The 19,093-nt window shown below is 72.3% G+C and carries 15 protein-coding genes; 9 read left to right on the top strand and 6 right to left on the bottom strand.

Annotation, left to right across the window (positions count from 1 at the left end):
* Positions 1–390 precede the first annotated feature (390 nt).
* Both AB0J16_RS12025 and AB0J16_RS12020 read right to left on the bottom strand, forming a co-directional pair.
* Positions 391–594, bottom strand: coding sequence for an RNA-binding S4 domain-containing protein (locus AB0J16_RS12025; RefSeq protein WP_358537606.1), 204 nt, complete (start codon positions 592–594; stop codon positions 391–393).
* Positions 595–605: 11 nt separating this feature from the next.
* Positions 606–2,246, bottom strand: coding sequence for a PucR family transcriptional regulator ligand-binding domain-containing protein (locus AB0J16_RS12020; protein ID WP_358537604.1), 1,641 nt, complete (start codon positions 2,244–2,246; stop codon positions 606–608).
* Positions 2,247–2,377: 131 nt separating this feature from the next.
* Here AB0J16_RS12020 and AB0J16_RS12015 point away from each other — a divergent pair, with 131 nt between their 5' ends.
* From AB0J16_RS12015 to AB0J16_RS12000, 4 genes are all read left to right on the top strand, one after another.
* A complete protein-coding gene (locus tag AB0J16_RS12015; protein ID WP_358537601.1) occupies positions 2,378–3,295 on the top strand; it encodes a DUF2877 domain-containing protein in 918 nt (305 codons plus the stop codon).
* A complete protein-coding gene (locus tag AB0J16_RS12010; RefSeq protein ID WP_358537599.1) occupies positions 3,292–4,641 on the top strand; it encodes an FdrA family protein in 1,350 nt (449 codons plus the stop codon). The genes AB0J16_RS12015 and AB0J16_RS12010 overlap by 4 nt, the downstream gene beginning before the upstream one ends.
* Positions 4,638–6,020, top strand: coding sequence for a DUF1116 domain-containing protein (locus AB0J16_RS12005; RefSeq protein WP_358537597.1), 1,383 nt, complete (start codon positions 4,638–4,640; stop codon positions 6,018–6,020). The genes AB0J16_RS12010 and AB0J16_RS12005 overlap by 4 nt, the downstream gene beginning before the upstream one ends.
* Before the next feature lie 250 nt (positions 6,021–6,270).
* Entirely contained in the window at positions 6,271–8,601 is a 2,331-nt protein-coding gene (locus AB0J16_RS12000) for a protein kinase (RefSeq protein ID WP_358537595.1), read from the top strand.
* Positions 8,602–8,719: 118 nt separating this feature from the next.
* Here AB0J16_RS12000 and AB0J16_RS11995 read toward each other — a convergent pair whose 3' ends face one another.
* Positions 8,720–9,502: an alpha/beta fold hydrolase gene (locus tag AB0J16_RS11995; protein WP_358537592.1), complete on the bottom strand. Its 783-nt coding sequence runs from the start codon at positions 9,500–9,502 to the stop codon at positions 8,720–8,722.
* 122 nt (positions 9,503–9,624) lie between these two features.
* On the opposite strand from AB0J16_RS11995, the gene AB0J16_RS11990 reads away from it, so the two are divergent.
* Together AB0J16_RS11990 and AB0J16_RS11985 are read left to right on the top strand one after the other, a co-directional pair.
* The gene (locus AB0J16_RS11990) at positions 9,625–10,440 is read left to right on the top strand and encodes an MOSC N-terminal beta barrel domain-containing protein (protein ID WP_358537590.1); all 816 of its coding nucleotides are present in this window, start codon (positions 9,625–9,627) and stop codon (positions 10,438–10,440) included.
* Between the two features lie 161 nt (positions 10,441–10,601).
* Complete coding sequence (locus AB0J16_RS11985; RefSeq protein ID WP_358537588.1) at positions 10,602–11,891, top strand: MFS transporter; 1,290 nt, start codon at positions 10,602–10,604, stop codon at positions 11,889–11,891.
* Between the two features lie 11 nt (positions 11,892–11,902).
* Here the strand turns inward: AB0J16_RS11985 and AB0J16_RS11980 are convergent, their stop codons facing one another.
* Both AB0J16_RS11980 and AB0J16_RS11975 read right to left on the bottom strand, forming a co-directional pair.
* Positions 11,903–13,468 carry a bifunctional 3'-5' exonuclease/DNA polymerase gene (locus AB0J16_RS11980; RefSeq protein WP_358537586.1) on the bottom strand — a complete coding sequence of 522 codons (1,566 nt, stop codon included), beginning with the start codon at positions 13,466–13,468 and terminating at the stop codon, positions 11,903–11,905.
* Between the two features lie 21 nt (positions 13,469–13,489).
* The gene (locus AB0J16_RS11975; RefSeq protein ID WP_358537583.1) at positions 13,490–14,977 is read right to left on the bottom strand and encodes a metallophosphoesterase; all 1,488 of its coding nucleotides are present in this window, start codon (positions 14,975–14,977) and stop codon (positions 13,490–13,492) included.
* A 147-nt stretch (positions 14,978–15,124) separates the two neighbouring features.
* On the opposite strand from AB0J16_RS11975, the gene AB0J16_RS11970 reads away from it, so the two are divergent.
* The gene (locus AB0J16_RS11970) at positions 15,125–15,535 is read left to right on the top strand and encodes a hypothetical protein (RefSeq protein ID WP_358537581.1); all 411 of its coding nucleotides are present in this window, start codon (positions 15,125–15,127) and stop codon (positions 15,533–15,535) included.
* 6 nt (positions 15,536–15,541) lie between these two features.
* Here AB0J16_RS11970 and AB0J16_RS11965 read toward each other — a convergent pair whose 3' ends face one another.
* The gene (locus AB0J16_RS11965) at positions 15,542–17,134 is read right to left on the bottom strand and encodes an FAD-binding oxidoreductase (protein ID WP_358538826.1); all 1,593 of its coding nucleotides are present in this window, start codon (positions 17,132–17,134) and stop codon (positions 15,542–15,544) included.
* A 31-nt stretch (positions 17,135–17,165) separates the two neighbouring features.
* Here AB0J16_RS11965 and AB0J16_RS11960 point away from each other — a divergent pair, with 31 nt between their 5' ends.
* Complete coding sequence (locus tag AB0J16_RS11960; RefSeq protein WP_357941113.1) at positions 17,166–17,675, top strand: helix-turn-helix domain-containing protein; 510 nt, start codon at positions 17,166–17,168, stop codon at positions 17,673–17,675.
* 13 nt (positions 17,676–17,688) lie between these two features.
* Positions 17,689–19,047 (top strand): FAD-dependent oxidoreductase, encoded by a 1,359-nt coding sequence (locus AB0J16_RS11955; protein WP_358537578.1) that lies wholly within the window; start codon positions 17,689–17,691, stop codon positions 19,045–19,047.
* Positions 19,048–19,093: the final 46 nt, after the last annotated feature.

Raw genomic sequence — 19,093 nt, 5'->3', positions numbered from 1 at the left:
GACACGAGCATGACGACTCGACCTGCTCGAGCGCGACGTCAGCGATCATGGCGCTGGCGATGGCGACGTCGGTCTTCTTCTCCTCGTAGGAGCGCCAGGTCGCGCCGCACTGCCGGCATCTCCTCGTTCGACTTGTCACCCACGGCTACCTTCCCTAACATGGAGTCATTCAACGCCTGGGGCTACGTTCCCGGGCTCTACGGCCCCCGGCGACGGGGGTCGTTTCCTTTTCGCTCTCATGTTCGAGAATAGTAACCAGCGAGTAATGCTGTGATGACTTTGCGCGACTTCGGCGCATCCGAATGTACTATGGGGTCACCACCCCCGGGGGTACGTTCCCGGGCTCTACGGCCTCCGATTCGGGGGCCGTTTATTTTCGGTCGCCAAACCTCAGTGCACCCGGATCGAGAACCCCTCCCCCGTCACCATCTGCCCCGTCCGGATCTTGCACGTCTTCCGGAGCTCCACTTCCCCGTCCACCGACACCATCCCCTCGGCGATCAGGTGTTTGGCCATGCCGCCCGTCTCCGTGACCCCGCAGTACTTCAGCAGGTCACACAGCGGGATGAAGTCGGAGCGCAGTTCGAAGTCCACGAGCACTCAGCCTAGATGCCCCGCATGCGCAGCACGTGCAGGGCAAGGGTCAGGTTGAGGCGCAGATGGGGGTCGTCGGTGAAGTTGCCGAGCAGGCGCTCCAGCTTGCCGATGCGGTAGCGCAGCGTGTTGTAGTGGAAGTGCAGCCGCCTGGCCGTCTCCGCCACGTTGAGGTTGGTCTCCAGCAGCACCTGCAGGGTCCTGCGCAGGTCGGAGTTCTCGGCGTCGTCGTCCAGGGCCAGCGGGCCCAGCGTCTCCCGGACGAAGGCGTGCAGTTCCTCCGTGTCGTTCACCAGCGACAGCAGCCGATACACGCCCAGCTGGTCGAAGTGGGCCACCGCGCCGGGGCCGTGGAGCTGACGGCCGACGCGGGCCGCCTTCAGGGCCTGCGAGTACGCCTCGGGCAGCAGGTCGGCGCCGGGTGACGGGCGGGAGGTGCCGGTCGAGAACGTGGCGGGCGGCACGTCGGCGAAGGCGGAGGCGGCGTCCTTGGCCACCCTGGCGGCGTCCACCGTGGCGTCCAGTACCGCCACCACTTCGTGCGAGAAGCCCGCGACCGCGCCCTGAGGGTCGTGGCGGCGCATCGCCGCGACCCAGCACGCGACCAGGCGGTCCTGGGTGGCGCGCTCGTCGCCGTCCGGGTCGAGTTCGGCGACCAGCACGGTGACGGGCCGTTCCAGATCCCAGCCGAACGCCCTGGCCCGCGCCGTGACGCGCTCGGCCGTGCCCGCCCGGCCGGTGAGCACGTCGCGCAGGAAGTCGGCCCGGTACTTGCTCTCGACGGCGTTGACCGCCTCCTGCCTGGTGACGACGAGCGCGGCGACGGTCGCGGCGCGCTCCAATATGCCGACATCGCTGTCACGGAGCGTCCCGGCCGGGCTGTAGGCGACGATGCGGCCGTGGTGGTGACCGCCCGCGAGGACGGGAACGGAGGCGAACGCGCGTGTGCGGCCCGCCGTACCGGAAGCGGGCCCGCCGGAAGGAGTGCGGCCCGAGGCGGGGACGAGCGGCGGTCCCTCGTGCGCGATCGACTCCCACAGGAGGGTCACGTGGTCGGGCGGCCCGGCGGTGGCGAGCACCCGGCCGCCGCCGTCCACCGCCGCCACCGCCACGTCGAGCAGCGCGGCCACCTCGGCGGTCACCTCGTCCAGCCCGCCGCCGGCCAGCACCACCTGGACCAGCGCCCGGTGCGCCTCCTCGGCGCGGGCGAGCACGGCGGCCTGGCGGTTGAGGATGTCGGTCAGCACCTGGTTCAGGATGTCGTCGAAGCCGACGTCGTTCGGCAGCAGGATGAGCGGGAACCCGAGCCGGTCGGCCTGCTCGACCATTTCGTCAGGCAGTTTGTCCACATACCTGCCGAGTTTGATCGCCAGGGCCGCCAGTTTGCGCTCGTCGAGGTCGGCCACCAGGCGGCCGAGCGACTGGGGGGTGTTGCGCAGCGGGTAGCCGGTGGTCAGCAGCAACTCGTGCGGCTTGACCCAGGCCAGGATGTCCGGCACCTCCATGACGTTGAGGCGCTGCACGATGCGGCCCAGCCCGCTCTCCCCGGCGATGAGGCGGGCGTCCGCGAGGGTCGATACGCCGAGCACCTCCCCCACCGAGACGCCGTGGGTGATCGTGCCCGTGCTCGCGAGACGGACTGGGGGCTCCATGTGGAGATTGTGACCCCAGAAGCGGTCTGTCAGGAAGAGCCAACCTTCACGCTGACTCTTGGCAAATTTCTCCGTACGGACGGTTGTGCGGCACGTTCTACGGTCAGGTCCAGAGCCGGTAGGGAGGTTCGGTGACCGTCGGTATTCATGCGAGGCGCCCGCGTACCCCTGTGACAGGAGCGGCCAGCGCGGCGGTACGCCCTGTGCTGGAGGCGCCGCGCAGCCCCGCGCGGGTGCTGGCCGTCTTCCCCGCCGGGGTGTACCTGGAGGTCAGGACGGAGCTGGAGCCGTCCGTGCTGGCCGTCATCACGGGCGCGGCGACGCGGCTGCCCAACTCCGTGCTGCTGGCCGCCGAGCTGCCGCGCGTCACCGTGGGTGACGAGGCCGCCGTGGGCGACGGCGCCATCGAGCTGGGGCGGCTGAGCGTGCGGGCGCGCCGCTGGTGGGATCCCGCGCCGCCGCTTGGCCGGGTCGATCCCGTACGGCTCCGGCAGGCCGCCCCTCGCCTGACCCCCGGCGAGCCGGGATTGGCGGGCAACGAGGCGATCGAGCTCCTGGCGGCCAGCTGCGCGAGCGGCCGGTTGCTGGGCGCGGTGACGGCGGCCGAACGGCTGGTCGGCCTCGGTCCGGGGCTGACGCCGAGCGGGGACGACGTGCTGGCCGGGCTGCTGGTGACACTCAGGCACCTCGGCGCGGCGGCCGGGGCGCGGCGGGCGGTGTGGCTGGCGGACTGGCTGGCCGCGACTGTGACGTACGACGCCCGCACCCGTACGACGCCGATCTCGGCGACCCTCCTGCACTGCGCGGCCAGAGGCGAGGCCAGCCCCGAGGTGATCGCCGTGCTGCGCGGCATCGCCGGGCGGCAGGAGCTCGAACCGGCGCGGCGGCAGCTGCGGCGGCTCGGCCACACCTCCGGGTCCGACCTGCTCCAGGGCATCTCCATCGGCCTCGACACCGTCCTGGCCATGACAGCGGCCATGTCGGAGGCCATGACGGAGGCCATGACGGAGGCTCCGAGTCCGGCCCACGCCCTGACGGTGGCCGGATGACCCGCGACTCGGTGCTGCTGCGCAAGGGCGTCTACCACGACTCCGTCACCCTCATGCGTGTCAGCCGCACGCTGTCGGACCTGCCCGGCATGCGGGTGGCCATCGTCGCCATGGCCACGGAACTGAACCTCGCCCTGGCCCGCGACCTGGGCTTCGACCTGCCCCCCGCCGACCCGGGCGATCTGCTCGTCGCCCTGCGCGGCGATAGCGTGGACACCGCCACCGGCGAGCTCGACCACGCCCTGGCCCGGCTGTCCGCCTCCCGGACCCGGGCGGCCGCCGACCAACCCCCGCTCACCACCCTCTCGGCGGCCAGAAGCCCGGCCGACCTGGTGCTCGTGTCGGTTCCGGGGGAGCACGCGTTCGCCGAGGCGCTCGACGCGGTCCACGCTGGACTGCCCGTGATGATCTTCAGCGACGGCGTGCCGGTCGCCCAGGAGCAGCGGCTCAAGACGCTGGCCGAGGAGCGGGACGTGCTGGTCATGGGCCCCGACTGCGGCACCGCCGTGATCGCCGGGGTGGGGCTGGGCTTCGCCAACGTGCTCGGGCCGGGCCCGGTCGGCGTCGTCGCGGCCTCCGGCACCGGGGCCCAGCAGGTGACGTCCCTGCTCGACCAGGCGGGCGCCGGGGTCAGCCACGTGCTCGGCGTGGGCGGCAGGGACCTGTCGGCCGAGGTGGGCGGGCTGTCGGCGATGCGGGCGCTGCGCATGCTGGACGACGACCCGGCCACGGAGCTGATCGTGCTGGTCTCCAAGCGGCCCGACCCGGCGGTGGCGCGGGCCGTACAAGAGGTGGTGGAGACGCTGGGCACGCCGGTCGTCTCGGCGCTGCTCGGGGAGCGCGATCTGACGGCGGCCGCGGAGGAGGCGCTGCGCGCCCTCGGCCGGCCCGTCCCCGCCTGGGAGTCGTGGCCCGGCTGGTCGCCCACGTCGGCGTACACGAAGCTCAAGGGCGTCTACTCGGGCGGCACGCTGTGCGCCGAGGCGAGCCTGATCGCCGGGGCGGGCGAGTTCACCGACTACGGCGAGGACGCCTACACCAGGGGCCGCGCCCATCCGATGATCGACCCGACGCTCCGCCTGGAGGCCCTGGCCCAGGTGGAGCCGGGCGACGTGATCCTCATGGACGTCGTGCTCGGGCACGGCGCCGACCCCGACCCGGCCGCCTCCCTCGCCTCGGCCGTCGCCCACGCCACCCACCACGGAGCCACCGTCGTCGTCGCGCTCATCGGCACCGAGGGCGACCCCCAGGGCCTGCACCGGCAGGCCGCGGCGTTCCGCGAGGCGGGCGCCACCGTCTTCACCTCCAACGCCCAAGCCGCCCGGCACGCCAGGGACCTCCTTTGACTCTGCTCTCCGGTCCGCCCCACGTGATCACCGTCGGCGCCGCCCTCCTCCAGGAGTCGCTCGACGCGCAGGCCGTGCCGACGACCGCCGTCGCGTGGCGCCCGCCCCTGCCCGGCACCGCGGACGCGCTCGCGCGGGTGCTCGCCGACCCGCGCCTGCCCGCGGCCAACGAACGGGCCGTCGGCCGCCTGACCTCGGCCCGCCCCCAGCTCGTCGGGGTACGGCGGGCCTCGGAGGTGCTCGACCTGCCGGAGCGGATGTTCCTGCACGCGGGGCCGCCCATCGACTGGGCCCGCGCGTCGGGCCCGATGCGCGGGGCGCTGATCGGCGCGATGCTGTTCGAGGAGTACGCCCATGACGTGCCGGCGGCCGAGGAGTCGCTGGCCGCCGGCCGGGTACGCCTGGAGCCCTGCCATCGGCACGCCACGGTCGGCCCGATGGCGGGCGTGGTGAGCCCGTCGATGTGGATGCTGGAGGTACGCGACGCCGAGCACGGCGGCACGGCGTACTGCTCGCTCAACGAGGGCCTGGGCAAGGTGCTGCGCTACGGCGCGTACGGGCCCGAGGTGCTGGAGCGGCTGCGGTGGATGGATCGCGTGCTCGGGCCCGTCCTGTCTGCCGCGATCGAGCTGGGCGGCCCCATCGACCTGCGCGCGATGATCGCGCAGGCGCTGCAGATGGGCGACGAGCTGCACAACCGCAACCGCGCCGCCACCTCGCTGTTCCTGCGCGAGCTGGCCCCCTGGGTGGTCGAGGCCGCGGCCGGCAGCGCTGCCGAGGTGCTGCGCTTCGTCAACGGCAACGACCACTTCTTCCTGAACGCCGCCATGGCCGCGGGCAAGGTGAGCACCGACGCGGCCAGGAACGTACCCGGCTCCTCGATGGTCGTCGCCATGGCCCGCAACGGCACCGATTTCGGAGTACAGGTCTCCGGGCTGGGCGATCGGTGGTTCACCGGGCCGGCCGGCGTGCCGGACGGGCTCTACCTCGGCGCGTACGGCCCGGCGGACGCCAACCCGGACATCGGCGACTCCACGATCACCGAGACGTCGGGCCTGGGCGGCTTCGCGATGGCGGCGTCCCCGGCCATCGTGCGCTTCGTCGGCGGCGAGGTGGCGGACGCGGTGGCGGCGACCCGGTCCATGTACGAGATCACGCTCGCCGAGCATCCCGCCTACCAGATCCCGGGGCTCGGCTTCCGCGGCACACCGGTCGGCATCGACATCACCCTGGTGGCCAGGACGGGCGTGTTGCCCGTCGTCAACACCGGTATCGCGGGCCGCGTGGCGGGCACCGGCCAGGTCGGTGCGGGCCTGGTGAAGCCCCCGGTAGAGGCATTTACCGCCGCATTGCTCGCCCTGGCCGCTGACCGTAAATGATCCATTTGATGGGCGATATTGCGGTACGTCAAGGCATTTGTAAGAACCGAGTTGTGGTTCCCTTGGGAATGACCTGCCTATATCGTGGCCAACGCTCATAATCTTGACGTATGGCGGCGCGACGCTTGTGACCGATGAGGCTGGAGATTGGGGCGGGAACATGGCAGCCGACCGCTTGCTCAGCGGACCCGGTGCGGAGGGAGACGCTTCACAGAGCCAGGGTCGTTTGATCGGCAGGCGCTACCGGTTGATGTCACCGGTCGGCCGCGGCGGCATGGGGATGGTGTGGCACGCGCATGACGTGCTGCTCGCCCGTGACGTGGCGGTCAAGGAGCTGATCCTGCCGTACGGGCTCGACCAGGCGGGCAAGCAGGTGGCCCACCGGCGCATGCTGCGCGAGGCCCGGTCCGCCGCGCGACTGACGCACCCCGGCATCGTGACCGTGCACGACGTCGTCGAAGAAGACGGCCGGCCGTGGATCGTCATGGAGCTGGTCCGGGCGTGGTCCCTGGAGCAGGCGGTCCGGCAGAGCGGACCCCTCCCGGTGATCCAGGCCGCCGAGATCGGCATCCGGGTGCTCGACGCGGTCCGGCACGCGCACGCGGCCGGCATCCTGCACCGTGACATCAAGCCGGGCAACGTCCTGCTCACCTCCGACCGCGTGGTGCTGACCGACTTCGGCATCGCCGCGATCGAGGGCGACGTCACGATCACGCAGACCGGGCTGCTCATGGGCTCGCCCGCCTACATCCCGCCGGAGCGGCTGTCCGGGCAGTCGATCACCCAGGCGGCCGACCTGTGGTCGTTCGGGGCGACGATGTACGCGGCCGTGGAGGGGCGCCCGCCGTACGAGGGGCCGGACCCGATCGCGGTGCTGGGCGCGGTCCTCACGCAGGACCCCGTCACCCCGCAGCGGGCGGGCGCGCTGGCGCCGGTGATCGAGGGCCTGCTGCGCAAGAACCCGGCCGAACGTCTCACCGCCGAGCAGGTCGGCGAACTGCTGGAGCGGATCCTGCACGCCCACGGCTCGACCCGACCGCGACCCGCCGAGACCTCGCGGTCCCTGCCCACGCAGGCGGACTCGACGCCCGCCGGGCTGCTGCCGCCGTTCGACTCGCTGTCCGGGCCGATGCCGTCGCGGATCGTGGAGACGCCCTCGGGGCCGGTACGCGTTCCGTACGACCCGCTGAACAGCCCGTCGGGCGGCTACTCCATGCCCTACGAGGGGATGTCGAGCCCGTCGGGCAGCCACCGCACGGACGCGCTGCCGTCGCTGCCTTCGGCGGACGGGTTCGAGGCGTTCACCAGCCAGTCAGGGTCGCACCGGATACCGGAGGCCGGGGAGCGCCCGCCGACGGGGCCGCACCCGTCGCTGAGCGATCCGGCCGGACCGTCCCTGGTGCGCCCTCTGCCGGGCAGCTACCCATCAGGCAGTTTCCCATCGGACAGCTACCCGTCGGGCAGCTTCCCGTCCGGCAGCTTCCCGTCCGGGCCAGGCTCCCCGCTGGACGGGCCGCCGTCGTCACCAGGCTTTCCAGCGAGTGGACCGCCGTCGTCACCGGGCTTCTCAGCAGGCGGGCCACCGTCGTCGCCCGGTTTCCCCTCCAGCGGGCCTCCGTCGTCGCCGGGTTTCCCGCCCAGCGGGCCGCTCGGTGCGCCGCCGTCGTTCGGCGGGCCGTCGGGATCCCATCGCGCCTCTGACAGCGGGGCGTTCGGGAGCCCTTCGGGGCCGCGCCGGATCCCGGAATCGCGGGCGGACGCCCCGAGCCCGTCGGGCCCGCAGCCGATCCTGCCCCTGACCAGCGACAGCCGCGCCGCCCCCTGGCCGCTGGCCTCGCCGGACCACCTGCGTGACCAGGCCATCGACCTGTCGCGCGACCTGACCCACGACCGCCTCACCAAGCTGCCCAGCGCCACCTCGGAGCGCCTGACCAAGAGCAGGCGCAGGCACGAGGACGACGATGAGGGCGGCTGGCTCCGCGACGGCCGCCCCACCCCGCGCCTGATCGTCACGGGCATCGCGGCCGTCGGCGTGATCGTGGCCGTCGTCCTGTACGTCCGCACGGGCAGCGCACCCGCGCCGGTGCCGAGCGTGGCGATCACCCAGGAGGTGTCGTCGCCACCCGCCACCGATCCGCTGACGGCGACCGTGCCCAAGGGCTTCAGCGAGCAGACCCCGCCCGGCTTCTCCGCCGCCGTCCCCGACGGCTGGAAGCTGACCGCGTCAGGCGGCGACGCCACCTTCACCGGGCCCAAGGACTCCGGCATGACGACCCGCATCGAGCAGACGACCCCGCAGCAGGACGGGGGCCTGTCGGAACTGACCCGCGAGGAGGCGGCCGGTCGCGTCGACGGCTACATCCAGGTACAGCTCCAGGCGACGCGGTATCGCGACTGGAAGGCCGCCGACTGGGAGTACACCTACACCCTGGCCAACGGCGTTCCCATGCACGCGCTGACCCGTTTCGTCACGATCGACGACACCAACGCGTACAAGATCACCTTCAACATGCCCGAACTCAAGTGGGACGACCAGGCCGAAACCCGCAAGGTCTTCTTCGACACCTTCCGCCAGACGTGACCTCCCGAGGAGACCCACCCAGCCGCGCCATGAGAGCGGATGGGTGGGGCCAGACGTGAGACCCAGCCACCGCGTTATGAGCGCGGATGGGCGGATCGCGCGGCCGGGATCCGAACGGTTACCGCACGCCGAGAGCGCGGTCGAGGAAGTCGCGGACCGTCGTGGCCAGTTCGGCGCGGTGGTCGGACAGGGCGTGGTCGGTGGCCCATTCGTGGTGTTCGAGCGCCGCCCCCGCGTACGCGGGCAGCAGCGGCCGGTGGTGTACGGCGGCGGGCGTCACGGGGTCGAGTCCGGTCCCGATGAGCATCACCGGGCGTCCGGTGAACGCGGGTGCCAGCGAGGCCAGGCTCCACGCCTCCCCCGCGGCCTCCATCTCGGCCACCAGCGCTTCACCGCTGGTGCCGGTGAGCGGAAGCAGTTCACCGTCGAACGCCTCGACGTACTCCCGCCGCCCTTCGGCGTCGAGCCCGCGCGAGACCGTACCGAAGTCGAAGGCGGACACCGACACGGTGGCCGCGATGCCCGGATCCGCGGCGGCCGTCATGAGCGCGACGAAGCCCCCGAAGCTGTGTCCGACAAGGGCGACCCGCTCCGGGTCGAGCCGGTGCTCGGCCGCGAACGGCTTCTCCCGGACGGCCGCCACCACCCGCGCCGCGTCCGCCAGGCCGTTCCCCCACGACCAGTCCCCACCGACGCCCCAGGAGCCCCGGTAGTGGAAGACCAGGCTGGCGTACCCCGCCTGGCGCAGCGCCTGGGCCAGATCGAAGTTGCGCTCATTGCCGGGAAACCCGTGCAGCACCACCACGGTCGGATGCGGCCCCTCGCCGGCCGGCAGGTGCAGCACTCCCAGCAACGGGACCCCGTCACTGTCGAAGGTCACCGCAGGTGTGGCAGCTCTCACAAGGCTCTCCTCGCTCGGAATGATCGGTACGCTAACAGCCGCCCGACGACCGCTCCCCAGCGCCTCGGCCCTCGGCCGGTCGCCGAATCCCCCGCATGTGGGCGTCATGTAGCGTCGGCCGCATGAAGCTGGCGAGCATCCACATCTATCCCGTCAAATCGACGACCGGGCACGAGGTATCTGACGCCGAGGTGCAGCCCTGGGGCCTGGCCGGTGACCGGCGCTACCTCATCGTCGACGAGCACGGCGAGATGCTGACCGCCCGCGAGCTCCCCCGGCTGCTGATGTGCGTGCCGGAGCCGGACGGCGAGACGCTCAAGCTCACCGGCCCGCACGCCGCGCCGCTGCGGGTCAGTCCCACCGCCGGCCGTTCGGTGATCAACATGCGGAAGACGTCGATAGAGCTGACCGACTGCGGCGACGACGCGGCCGCGTGGCTGAGCGCGCTGATCGACCGCCCCGTCCGGCTGGCCTGGCAGGACGACCCCACCTGCCGTCCCGTCGATCCCGAGTACGGCCGGCCGGACGACCGGGTCAGCCTGGCCGACGCGTATCCGCTGCTGCTCACCTCCACGGCTTCGCTGGCCCGGCTCAACGACTGGATCGCGGAGACGGCGGTCGAGAGCGGCGAGGAGTTGCCCGCGCCGCTGCCCATGAGCAGGTTCCGGCCGAACGTGGTCGTGGACGGCGTGCCGGACGCCTTCGCCGAGGACGGATGGAGGCGCGTCCGCGTCGGCGACACGGAGTTCCGGGTGGTCAAGGGCTGTGACCGATGCGTGCTGACCACCGTGGACGCCGTCACCTACACCAAGGGCAAGGAGCCCATCCGCACCCTGGCCAGGCACCGCAGGTGGGACGGCAAGGTCTGGTTCGGCGTGAACCTCATCCCGGACGCCCCTGGCCGGATCGCGCAGGGGGATCCGGTGACGATCCTCTGAGCCGGGTTCCTCGGAGCCAGGCGGCCGAACCTCCGAGCCGGGCTGCGAAACCCCATCCCACCCTGCCAAACATCCGAAAGCAGCCATAAGTAGTTGAATAACGCTGCGTGGGGTGATTTGGGCCTTTGGGGGGATCTCATGGTCTATGCGAGACTTCACAAGTGACCAGCGCCCCTATAAAGCCCGATATTTCATCCCCTGACCGGATCCGGGCCGTCCAGCGGCGCACTCTCGTGATCCTGTCCGCCGCGCAAATAGTAGGCGGCGTAGGCGTCGCAGTCGGCCTGGCACTGAGCTCCGTCGTCGTCGACGAGCTCTCCGGATCCACCGTGATCAGCGGCTTCGCGGGCACCGCGACCGTACTCGGCGCGGCCCTCCTCGCCCTGCCGACCGCCAAGGCGTCCGGCAGGGGCGGCCGGCGGACGGGCCTGACGCTGGCGTACGTGGCCGCGCTGGCGGGCTGCGCGCTGTCCGTCGGCGCCATCAGCCTCGGTAACTGGCCGCTGCTGCTGCTCGGACTGGTCCTGGTGGGCGGCGGCAGCGCGGGCAACCTGGCGGCCCGCTATTCGGCGACCGATCTGTCCCCGCCGGGGCACGCCGCCAGGCACCTGTCCCTGGTCGTCTGGGCGGCCACCATCGGCTCCGTCGCGGGCCCGAACCTGGCCAAGCCCGCGGACCAGATCGGCATGAGCGCGGGCCTCGTGGAGAAGGCCGGGCCGTTCGCGTTCGCGGCGCTGGCGTTCGCGCTGGCGATGCTCATCATCCTGGTCGGCCTGCGCCCGGACCCGCTCAAACTGGCCCGCCGGCTGAACGACACGCAACCCCCCGCCGCCGGTCAGAACCGGACGATCAGGAACGCCTGGACGACCCTGCGCACCACCCCCATGGCCCGCAAGGCCCTGGTCATGATCGCGGTCAGCCACACCGCGATGGTGTCGGTCATGTCGATGACCCCGGTCAAACTCCACCACGACGGCTCGAACCTCGACATCATCGGCCTGGTGATCAGCCTGCACATCGCCGGGATGTACGTCATGTCACCGGTGGTGGGCTGGCTGGCCGACAAGGCGGGCAAGGTGCCGGTGCTGCTGCTCGGCATGGCGCTGCTGCTCAGCTCCGCCGTCCTGGCGGGTACGGCCGGGCACCGCGTCTGGCAGGTGACCACCGCGCTGGTGCTGCTCGGCCTCGGCTGGTCGTGCGGCCTGGTGGCGGGGTCGGCGCTGGTCAGCGAGTCGGTGCCGGTCGGCAGCCGGCCCGCCGTGCAGGGCCTGTCCGACCTGCTGATGAACGTGTGCGGCGCCACCGGCACGATCGTCGCGGGCGCGATCGTGGGCGGGCTGTCGTACGGGGTGCTCGGTCTGGTGGTGGGGGTGATGGTGACCCTGGCCGGAGTCTGGCTGGCGATCACCTGGCGCCACGTGCACAACGGCCCGCTGACACCCGCCATGTGACGTGCGCGGAGTCACTTCGCGTCGGCGTAGCAGGAGACCGCGACCGCCTCCATCGGGAAGCGCACCGGCGTCCCCCCGAACAGCAGGCGGCTGGCCTCGGCGGCCGACTCCGACACCGCGGCCATCACCTCTTCGGCCTGGTCGAGCGGGCAGTGCACCATGATCTCGTCGTGCTGGAAGAACACCAGCCTGGCCGGGCCGGACAACCGCCCCCGCAGCACCGCCATCAGCACCAGCGCCCACTCGGCGGCGGTGGCCTGCACGACGAAGTTGCGGGTGAACCGCCCCCGATCCCGGATCGCCCGGCTCCCCTCGGGCCCCGACACGAGGGACTTCCACCCCTCCGACGGCGGCGGGCTGGTGCGGCCGAGCCAGGAGCGCACCAGCCGGCCCTCCTCTCCCGCCTTGGCCGCGTCCTCGACGAACTGGTAGGCCTTGGGGAAGCGCTGCCGCATCACCGCCAGCAGCTTGGAGGCGTCACCGCTGGTGCCGCCGTACATGGCGGACAGCATCGCGATCTTGGCGTTGGCGCGCTCGCCCCCGAACGACTTGGCCAGCGCCGAGTACAGGTCGATCTCCCCCGCCGCCCGCGCCAGCCCCCCGTCGGCGGCCATCGCGGCCAGCACCCGCGGCTCCAGCTGGGCGGCGTCGGCCACGATCAGCGTCCAGCCGTCGTCGGCGACCACCACGCGGCGCATCACCTTGGGGATCTGCAGCGCGCCGCCGCCGTCGGTGGCCCACCGCCCCGACACCACCCCTGCGACCACGTATTCGGCACGGAAGCGCCCATCACGCACCCATTGGTCGGCCCAGACCCACCCGTGGAAGCTGTACAGCCTGGCCAGCTCCTTGTAGGCGAGCAGCGGCGCGACCGCCGGGTGGTCGAGCTGCTTGAGCTCCCACGACCGGGTGGTCTTGAGCGCGACGCCCGCCCCCTTGAACGCCTTGACCAGCTGCTGCACCGAGTCGGGATTGACCGGATGCCCGAACGCCGCCGACACCTCGTCGGCCAGCGCCTGGAGCTTGGCCGGCCGCATGCCGTGCACCGGGCGCGGGCCGAGCAGCTCGGTGAGCAGGGCGTCGTGTACGTCCCGGCGCCACGGCATGCCGTCGTGGCCCATCTCGGCGGCGATCAGCGCGCCCGCCGACTCGGCCGCCACCAGCAGCCGGAACCGGCCCGGCTCGGGCAGCGCCTCGATCCGGCGCAGCTGGTCGGCCAGCACCTCCGCCACCGCCTCCGCGCCGAGCGGCTCGGGCGCGAACAGCGTGTCGGGCACACTGGGCCGATCATCGGGCACCGGCAGGCCGTGCAGCCTGGCGTGGGCGGCCTTGGCCGAGCGCGGCTGGCCGTATCGTCCCTCGTACGCGAGCAGCAGCCCCTCGGTGAGCGTCAGGTCGTGGCAGCGTGCCACCCGCACACCCTTGGCCAGCAGGGACGGATAGATCTCGCGGGCGTCCGCCCAGACCCAGCGCGGCCGCTCGGCTTCGAGCTCACGCACGGCCCGCGGCAGGTCGTCGACCCGGCGAGCCGGACCACCGACCGGCAGGATCGTCCCGTCTGTCACCACTACGTGCACGCCGTCCAGAGTGCCAGGTGACTACGACAAACTGATGTGCACCTCGTCCTCCATCGGCGGATCCACCTCTTGCGGCAGGCAGCCGGTGGCGGCGAAGCAGCGCACCGAGAGCAGGTCGGGCGTGACCGAAAGGTGCAGGAACTGCTTGAAGAACGGTGGTGTGTCCCAGTCGGACAGCTCGGAGAGGTAGCGGTGGAAGACCGTGCCCACGGGCAGGCGGAGCGGCATCGGCCAGGCCCCGAGCAGCCGGGCCGCCCACCTCATCCGCCGAGTGATCTTGACGGGGCTCTCGATGGGGCGCACCGGGGTGTTCTTGATCTGGTCCGCCATGATGCAGGCGGCCTCGGCCGGGGTGAGGTAGATCCACTTCATCCGGAGCCGTTTCGCGTACAGCTGGCTGTAGAAGGACAGCGAGTCGCCGCGCAGGGGGTAGCACTTGAAGTCGTCCTCGTGCACGCCCGCCACGTCCACCCGGCGGGTGGTGTGGGTGGCGTGCATGAACGCGCCCCCGCCCCCGGAGACGATGTACTGGATCACCCGGTCGCCCACCCTGACGGGATAGCGCTGGTAGTTGTGCACGTCGCCGCCGATGGCGGCCACATAACGGTGTTCGGGGGCGCGGATGATGTCGTCGATCGTGCCGCCGCCCTCCAGCGGGGACGGCTTGTAGTCGTTGCGCGTGTAGATCGGCTTGCCGGTGACGAGGATCTTCGGGCGCGGGTCCAGGGAGGTGCGACGCAGCCATTCGGTCTGCTGGGCGTCGATCTCTCCCTGGATGCCGGTGTCGACGCCCACGATGAGCAGGCTCGGGGTCTCGATCGCCCAGTATGGTCCCGGCTGCGCGGCCCGCTGCGCCGGACGGTCCCTGAACGTGCGAGCCTCGGCCAGCAGCCGCTCGTCGATCGTCTCCGACCGGCGCCAGAGCAGGCCGCGTAACCCGGAATCCCGCTTGGGCGGCAGCGCCGGGGCGTCGCAGAACACGCGCATGAAACCGCCGAGCCCGTCGTACCAGTCGTGGTTGCCGGGGATCGCGTAGATCGGCGCGTCATAGTCCTTGTACGGGCGGAAGAACTTGTTCTCGTACTCGTTGCCGGACCCGGCCGGATAGAGCACGTCGCTGGCGATGACCGCGAAGGAGGTGCCTTCACCCACCTTGAGCAGGCCGGGCACGACCGCGTACTGGGAGGCGTCGCCCTCGCCGGTGTCGCCGAGCAGCAGGAAGCTGAAGCTCTCCCCCACCTCCGGCTTGACGCGGAAGTCCGGGTCGGCGCCACGGGCTTCCTGCTCGGCGACCCACCTGCGGCGCACCTTCCCGGACGGGTCACCGAAGAGCCCGGCGACGATCTGGTTGCGCGAGTGCCACAGCGTGCGCGGGCTGAACCAGGTGAACCCCTTGTGGTCGGGTCTCAGGTCGTTGAACGTGCCGATCCGCTGACAGGCCCACCCCGCGCCTTCCTCCGACACCCGGGAGGAGAGCTGCTTTCCACGCTCAGCCGCGACTTCCACCATGACTCCATCTTTACGCGATCTTCCCCAAGCCGCACCCACTTCCCGAAGCGCGTCCGAACGCAGCGTGCCGTTGGGAACACAATCGGTTCGCGATGGTGTAGCCTCACGCCCCAAGCAAGCGGTTCGTCGCCGCGATGGGGGGCTGCCATGGCCCGGAACGGTTCGGACGACGCCACCCGGAGGGGCACCGCGGGGGTGGCCGCCGTAGAGGGGCTGCTGGCGTACGCCGGCAGACGGTCGCGCTGGGGTGGTGGGGCGCTCGACAGGGTCCACCAGGCGATCGGGCTCAGCCGGGAGCTGGCCGCCGCGGACCCCGACGGGCACGCGGTGCTGCTCGCCCGCTGCCTGCTGGCCGCCGCCAAGCTGCTGCTCAAGCGCGGCCGGGCCGCGGAGGCGCTGCCGCACGCCGAGGAGGCCGTCGAGCTCTGCCGTCCGGCGGGTGGCGCGCCGCTGGTGTTCGCGCTGGCCTGCCTGGCGGACGTGTACGAGGCCCAGCAACGCTTTGGGGAAGCCGCGGCGGCCATGACGGAGGCCGCGTCGGTCGACCCACCGGACTGAGGTCGGTCAGGGGATCAGGATGCCCGGGTTCAGGATGCCGGAGGGGTCGAGGCGGGCCTTGACGGCGCGCAGGATGTCCACGCCCACGGGTCCCAGCTCCGCCGCGTACGCCTCGCGATGGTCGCGGCCCACGCCGTGATGGTGCGAGATCGTGCCGCCCGCCGCCACGATGGCCGCGTTGACCGCCTCCTTGGCCCGCTCCCACTGCGCCACCGGGTCCCCCTTCTGCGCGGTGACGACGGTGAAGTACAGCGAGGCCCCGGTCTCGTACACGTGCGAGATGTGGCACATGACCAGCGGCGACTCCAGCGCCCCGAGCAGGGCCAGCCGTACCGCGTCGTACAGGCGCGGCAGCGCGGACCAGAACCCGGCCGTCTCGATGGTCTCCACCGTCGCGCCGGCGGCCAGCAGCGAGTCGCGCAGGTACGGAGCCGAGAACCGGCCGTGCTCCCACGCCCGTCCGGGCTCGGTCCCGAGCGGCACCCCGCCCATCCGCGCCAGCACCGCCCCGGCCCCAGCCCTGCGCCCTTCGACCGACGTCGCCGGACTCTCGGTCTCTTCAGCCTCTTCAGCCGGGCCCTCGTAACCCGCGATCACCAGGCATCCGCTGGAGCCGCCCCCGATGTCGTCCGGCCGGGCCAGCCCGATCATGGTCTCCGTCTCGTCCGAAAGCCGCAGCACCGTAGGCAGCGGCCCCTCCTGCGCCAGCACCCGCAGCGCGGCCGTCCCCTCCCGGAACGACCCGAACCGCCACCCTTCGTACACCCGCCGCCCGGGCACCCGCCGCACCCGCAGCCGCAGCGCCGTGATCACCCCGAACACCCCCTCGGACCCCAGCAGGAGCTGCCGCAGATCGGGCCCCGCCGCCGACTTGGGCGCGCGCCCCAGGTCCAGGTCGCCGGAGGGAGTGGCGACGGTCAGACCCACCACCATGTCGTCGAAGCGCCCGTAACCGGCCGAAGCCTGGCCGCTGGACCGGGCCGCCGCGAATCCGCCGAGCGTGGCGTACTCGTACGACTGCGGGAAATGCCCCAGCGTCAGCCCGTGCCGTTCGAGCAGCCGTTCGGCCTCGGGCGCCCGCAGTCCCGGCTCGGCGGTGACGACCATCGACTCGGTGTCGACCGAGACGAGCCGGTCGAGCCGGGCCAGGTCCAGCGCCACCACCCCGGCGAAGCCGGACCGGGAGGCCGCCAGCCCGCCCACCACGGAGGTGCCGCCGCCGAAGGGCACCACCGCGATCCGCTCGGCCGCGCACAACCGCAGCAACGCGGCGACCTCGTCGTGCGAGCCGGGCAGCAGCACGGCGTCGGGCGCGGCCGAGCCGTCTCCCGCGCGCATCCGCAGCAGGTCGGGGGTCGACTTGCCGCGCGTGTGCCGGATCCGGGCCGCGCGCGAGGTCCGCACCTGTTCGTGGCCCACGACGTCGGCCAGAGCGGCCAGGTGCGCGGGCGAGAGCGCGACGGGGGCCAGCCGTACGGACTCGAACGAGGCGGCGGGAGCGGCCGGCTCGCGTACGCCCAGTAGGTCGTGGAGCAGCTCGCGGATCTGCGGGGGCAGTTCGCGGGCCTTGGCGGGGTCGCCCCAGCCCGACCACAGCATCGGTTCGTTCAGCACGTCTACACTGTGACATATGACGTCGATTCGTCACAATGACGGCGTGCTGGACGCGGCCCGCGACTGCGTGCTCGCCTACGGGGTGCGGCGCACCACGCTCACCGACGTGGCGCGGCGGGCGGGGGTGTCCCGGATGACGCTCTATCGCCGCTGGCCCGACGTGCGGAGCCTGGTCGCCGACCTGATGACGCGGGAGTGGGTGCTGGCCGTCACCGAGCTCGACCTGTCGGACCCGGTCGCCGCCGTGGTCGAAGGGGTACGGCGGCTGCGCGGCCATCCGCTCTGGCGCAAGATCGTGGAAGCGGACCCGGAGCTGCTGCTGCCGTACCTGCTGGATCGGCGCGGCGCCACCCACGAGGCGGTGCTCGGCGTGCTCGAAGCCGCCGTCGGCGACCGCCGCAAGGCCAGGGCGGTGCTGCTCGTGGCGCAGTCGTTCCTGCTGTCGGCGCCCACCATGCTCGACCCCGTGACCCTCGACGAACTCGACGCCGAACTCGCCACCCTGCTGGAGGCCTACCTTGGATAGCCCGCCGAACGCCATGCGACCCATGGACAGCTCGCTGAACGCCGCGCGACGGGCCCGCGAGCTGGCCGTGGTCGCGGAGGAGACGGTCGACGTGCTGGTCGTGGGCCTGGGCGCGACAGGGGCGGGCGCGGCGCTCGACGCCGCTTCGCGCGGTCTCAGCGTAGCGGCGATCGACGCGCACGACCTGGCCTTCGGCACGTCGAGGTTCAGTTCCAAGCTCATCCACGGCGGCCTCCGCTACCTCGCCAAGGGGCAGGTGGGCATCGCCCGCGAGAGCGCGGTCGAGCGCGGCGTCCTGCTGCGGCGGACGGCTCCGCACCTGGTCAAGGCGCATCCGTACGTGCTGCCGCTGACGCCGGAGGTCTCCAGGTCACGAGCGGAGCTGCTGATGACCGGCTACCGGCTCGGCGACGGGCTGCGCGCCGCCGCCGGCACGCCGCGCCGCCTGCTGCCCGGCCCGTCCCGGCTGACGGCCGCCCGGGCGCACACGCTCGCGCCCATGCTGAGCGAGGACGGCCTGCGGGGCGGCCTGCTGTCGTGGGACGGCCGCGTGTACGACGACGCCCGGCTGGTGGTGGCCATAGCCAGGACGGCGGCGGCGTACGGGGCCCGGATCCTGACCCGGTGCCGCGCCCTGGAGCTGACCGGCGCGGGCGCCAAGGTACGTGACGAACTGACCGGCGCGGAGTTCGCCGTCCGGGCCAGGACGGTGATCAACGCCGCGGGCGTGTGGGCGGGCCTGCTGGACCCGCGGGTGAGCCTGCGCCCGTCACGCGGCACGCACCTCGTGCTCCGCCCCGGGACCCTGCCGGGTCTCCTGTCCGGACTGCACATTCCGATTCCCGGAGAGAGCAACCGATTCGCGCTCGTACTCCCCCAAGCCGACGGCCGCGTGCACGTGGGCCTGACCGACGAGCCCCTCGACGGCCCCGTCCCCGACGTACCCGAGGCCCCTGAGGAGGACATCAGGACGCTCCTGAGCGTGCTCAACACGGTTCTGGCGGCACCGGTGGCCCGCGAGGCCGTCGCGGGCGCCTACGCGGGGCTCAGGCCGCTCCTGGCGGCGGACGGGCGGACGGCCGACGTCTCACGCAGGCACGCCGTGTTCACGGACGGAGAGACCGCGAAGAAGGGGGTCGCGCACAGAGGGACCGTGGACGGAGGGGTCGTCACGGTCGTGGGTGGCAAGCTCACGACATACCGGCGGATGGCGGCGGACGCGGTGGATCGAGCGATCTCGGTGGGGAACCTCCCGGCGGGCCGGAGTCGTACCGCCTCGATCCCGCTCGTCGGAGCCGTCGGGGGGGGGGGGGGGGGGGCGCCCCCCCCCCCCGGGGGGGGGGGGGGCGCCCCCCCCCCCCGGGGGGCCTAACGAAGGGGAAACCACCACCACCCCACGCAAAAAAAGAGATAATGAA

This window comes from Nonomuraea sp. NPDC049750 (assembly GCF_040659625.1).
In the GTDB taxonomy this organism is placed as follows: Bacteria; Actinomycetota; Actinomycetes; order Streptosporangiales; family Streptosporangiaceae; genus Nonomuraea.
Note: the sequence above shows the minus strand (reverse complement) of the source record. Positions and strands in the feature narration are given on the sequence as shown.

What these genes read in the sequence shown, in the direction of transcription:
- AB0J16_RS12000 (WP_358537595.1), top strand. Translation starts at nt 6,271, where the DNA reads ATGTCACCGGTCGGCCGCGGCGGCATGGGGATGGTGTGGCACGCGCAT.
- AB0J16_RS12020 (WP_358537604.1), bottom strand. Translation starts at nt 2,246, where the DNA reads ATGGAGCCCCCAGTCCGTCTCGCGAGCACGGGCACGATCACCCACGGC.
- AB0J16_RS11955 (WP_358537578.1), top strand. Translation starts at nt 17,689, where the DNA reads ATGCGACCCATGGACAGCTCGCTGAACGCCGCGCGACGGGCCCGCGAG.
- AB0J16_RS11990 (WP_358537590.1), top strand. Translation starts at nt 9,625, where the DNA reads ATGAAGCTGGCGAGCATCCACATCTATCCCGTCAAATCGACGACCGGG.
- AB0J16_RS11970 (WP_358537581.1), top strand. Translation starts at nt 15,125, where the DNA reads ATGGCCCGGAACGGTTCGGACGACGCCACCCGGAGGGGCACCGCGGGG.
- AB0J16_RS11975 (WP_358537583.1), bottom strand. Translation starts at nt 14,977, where the DNA reads ATGGTGGAAGTCGCGGCTGAGCGTGGAAAGCAGCTCTCCTCCCGGGTG.
- AB0J16_RS11965 (WP_358538826.1), bottom strand. Translation starts at nt 17,134, where the DNA reads ATGCTGTGGTCGGGCTGGGGCGACCCCGCCAAGGCCCGCGAACTGCCC.
- AB0J16_RS11960 (WP_357941113.1), top strand. Translation starts at nt 17,166, where the DNA reads ATGACGTCGATTCGTCACAATGACGGCGTGCTGGACGCGGCCCGCGAC.
- AB0J16_RS12010 (WP_358537599.1), top strand. Translation starts at nt 3,292, where the DNA reads ATGACCCGCGACTCGGTGCTGCTGCGCAAGGGCGTCTACCACGACTCC.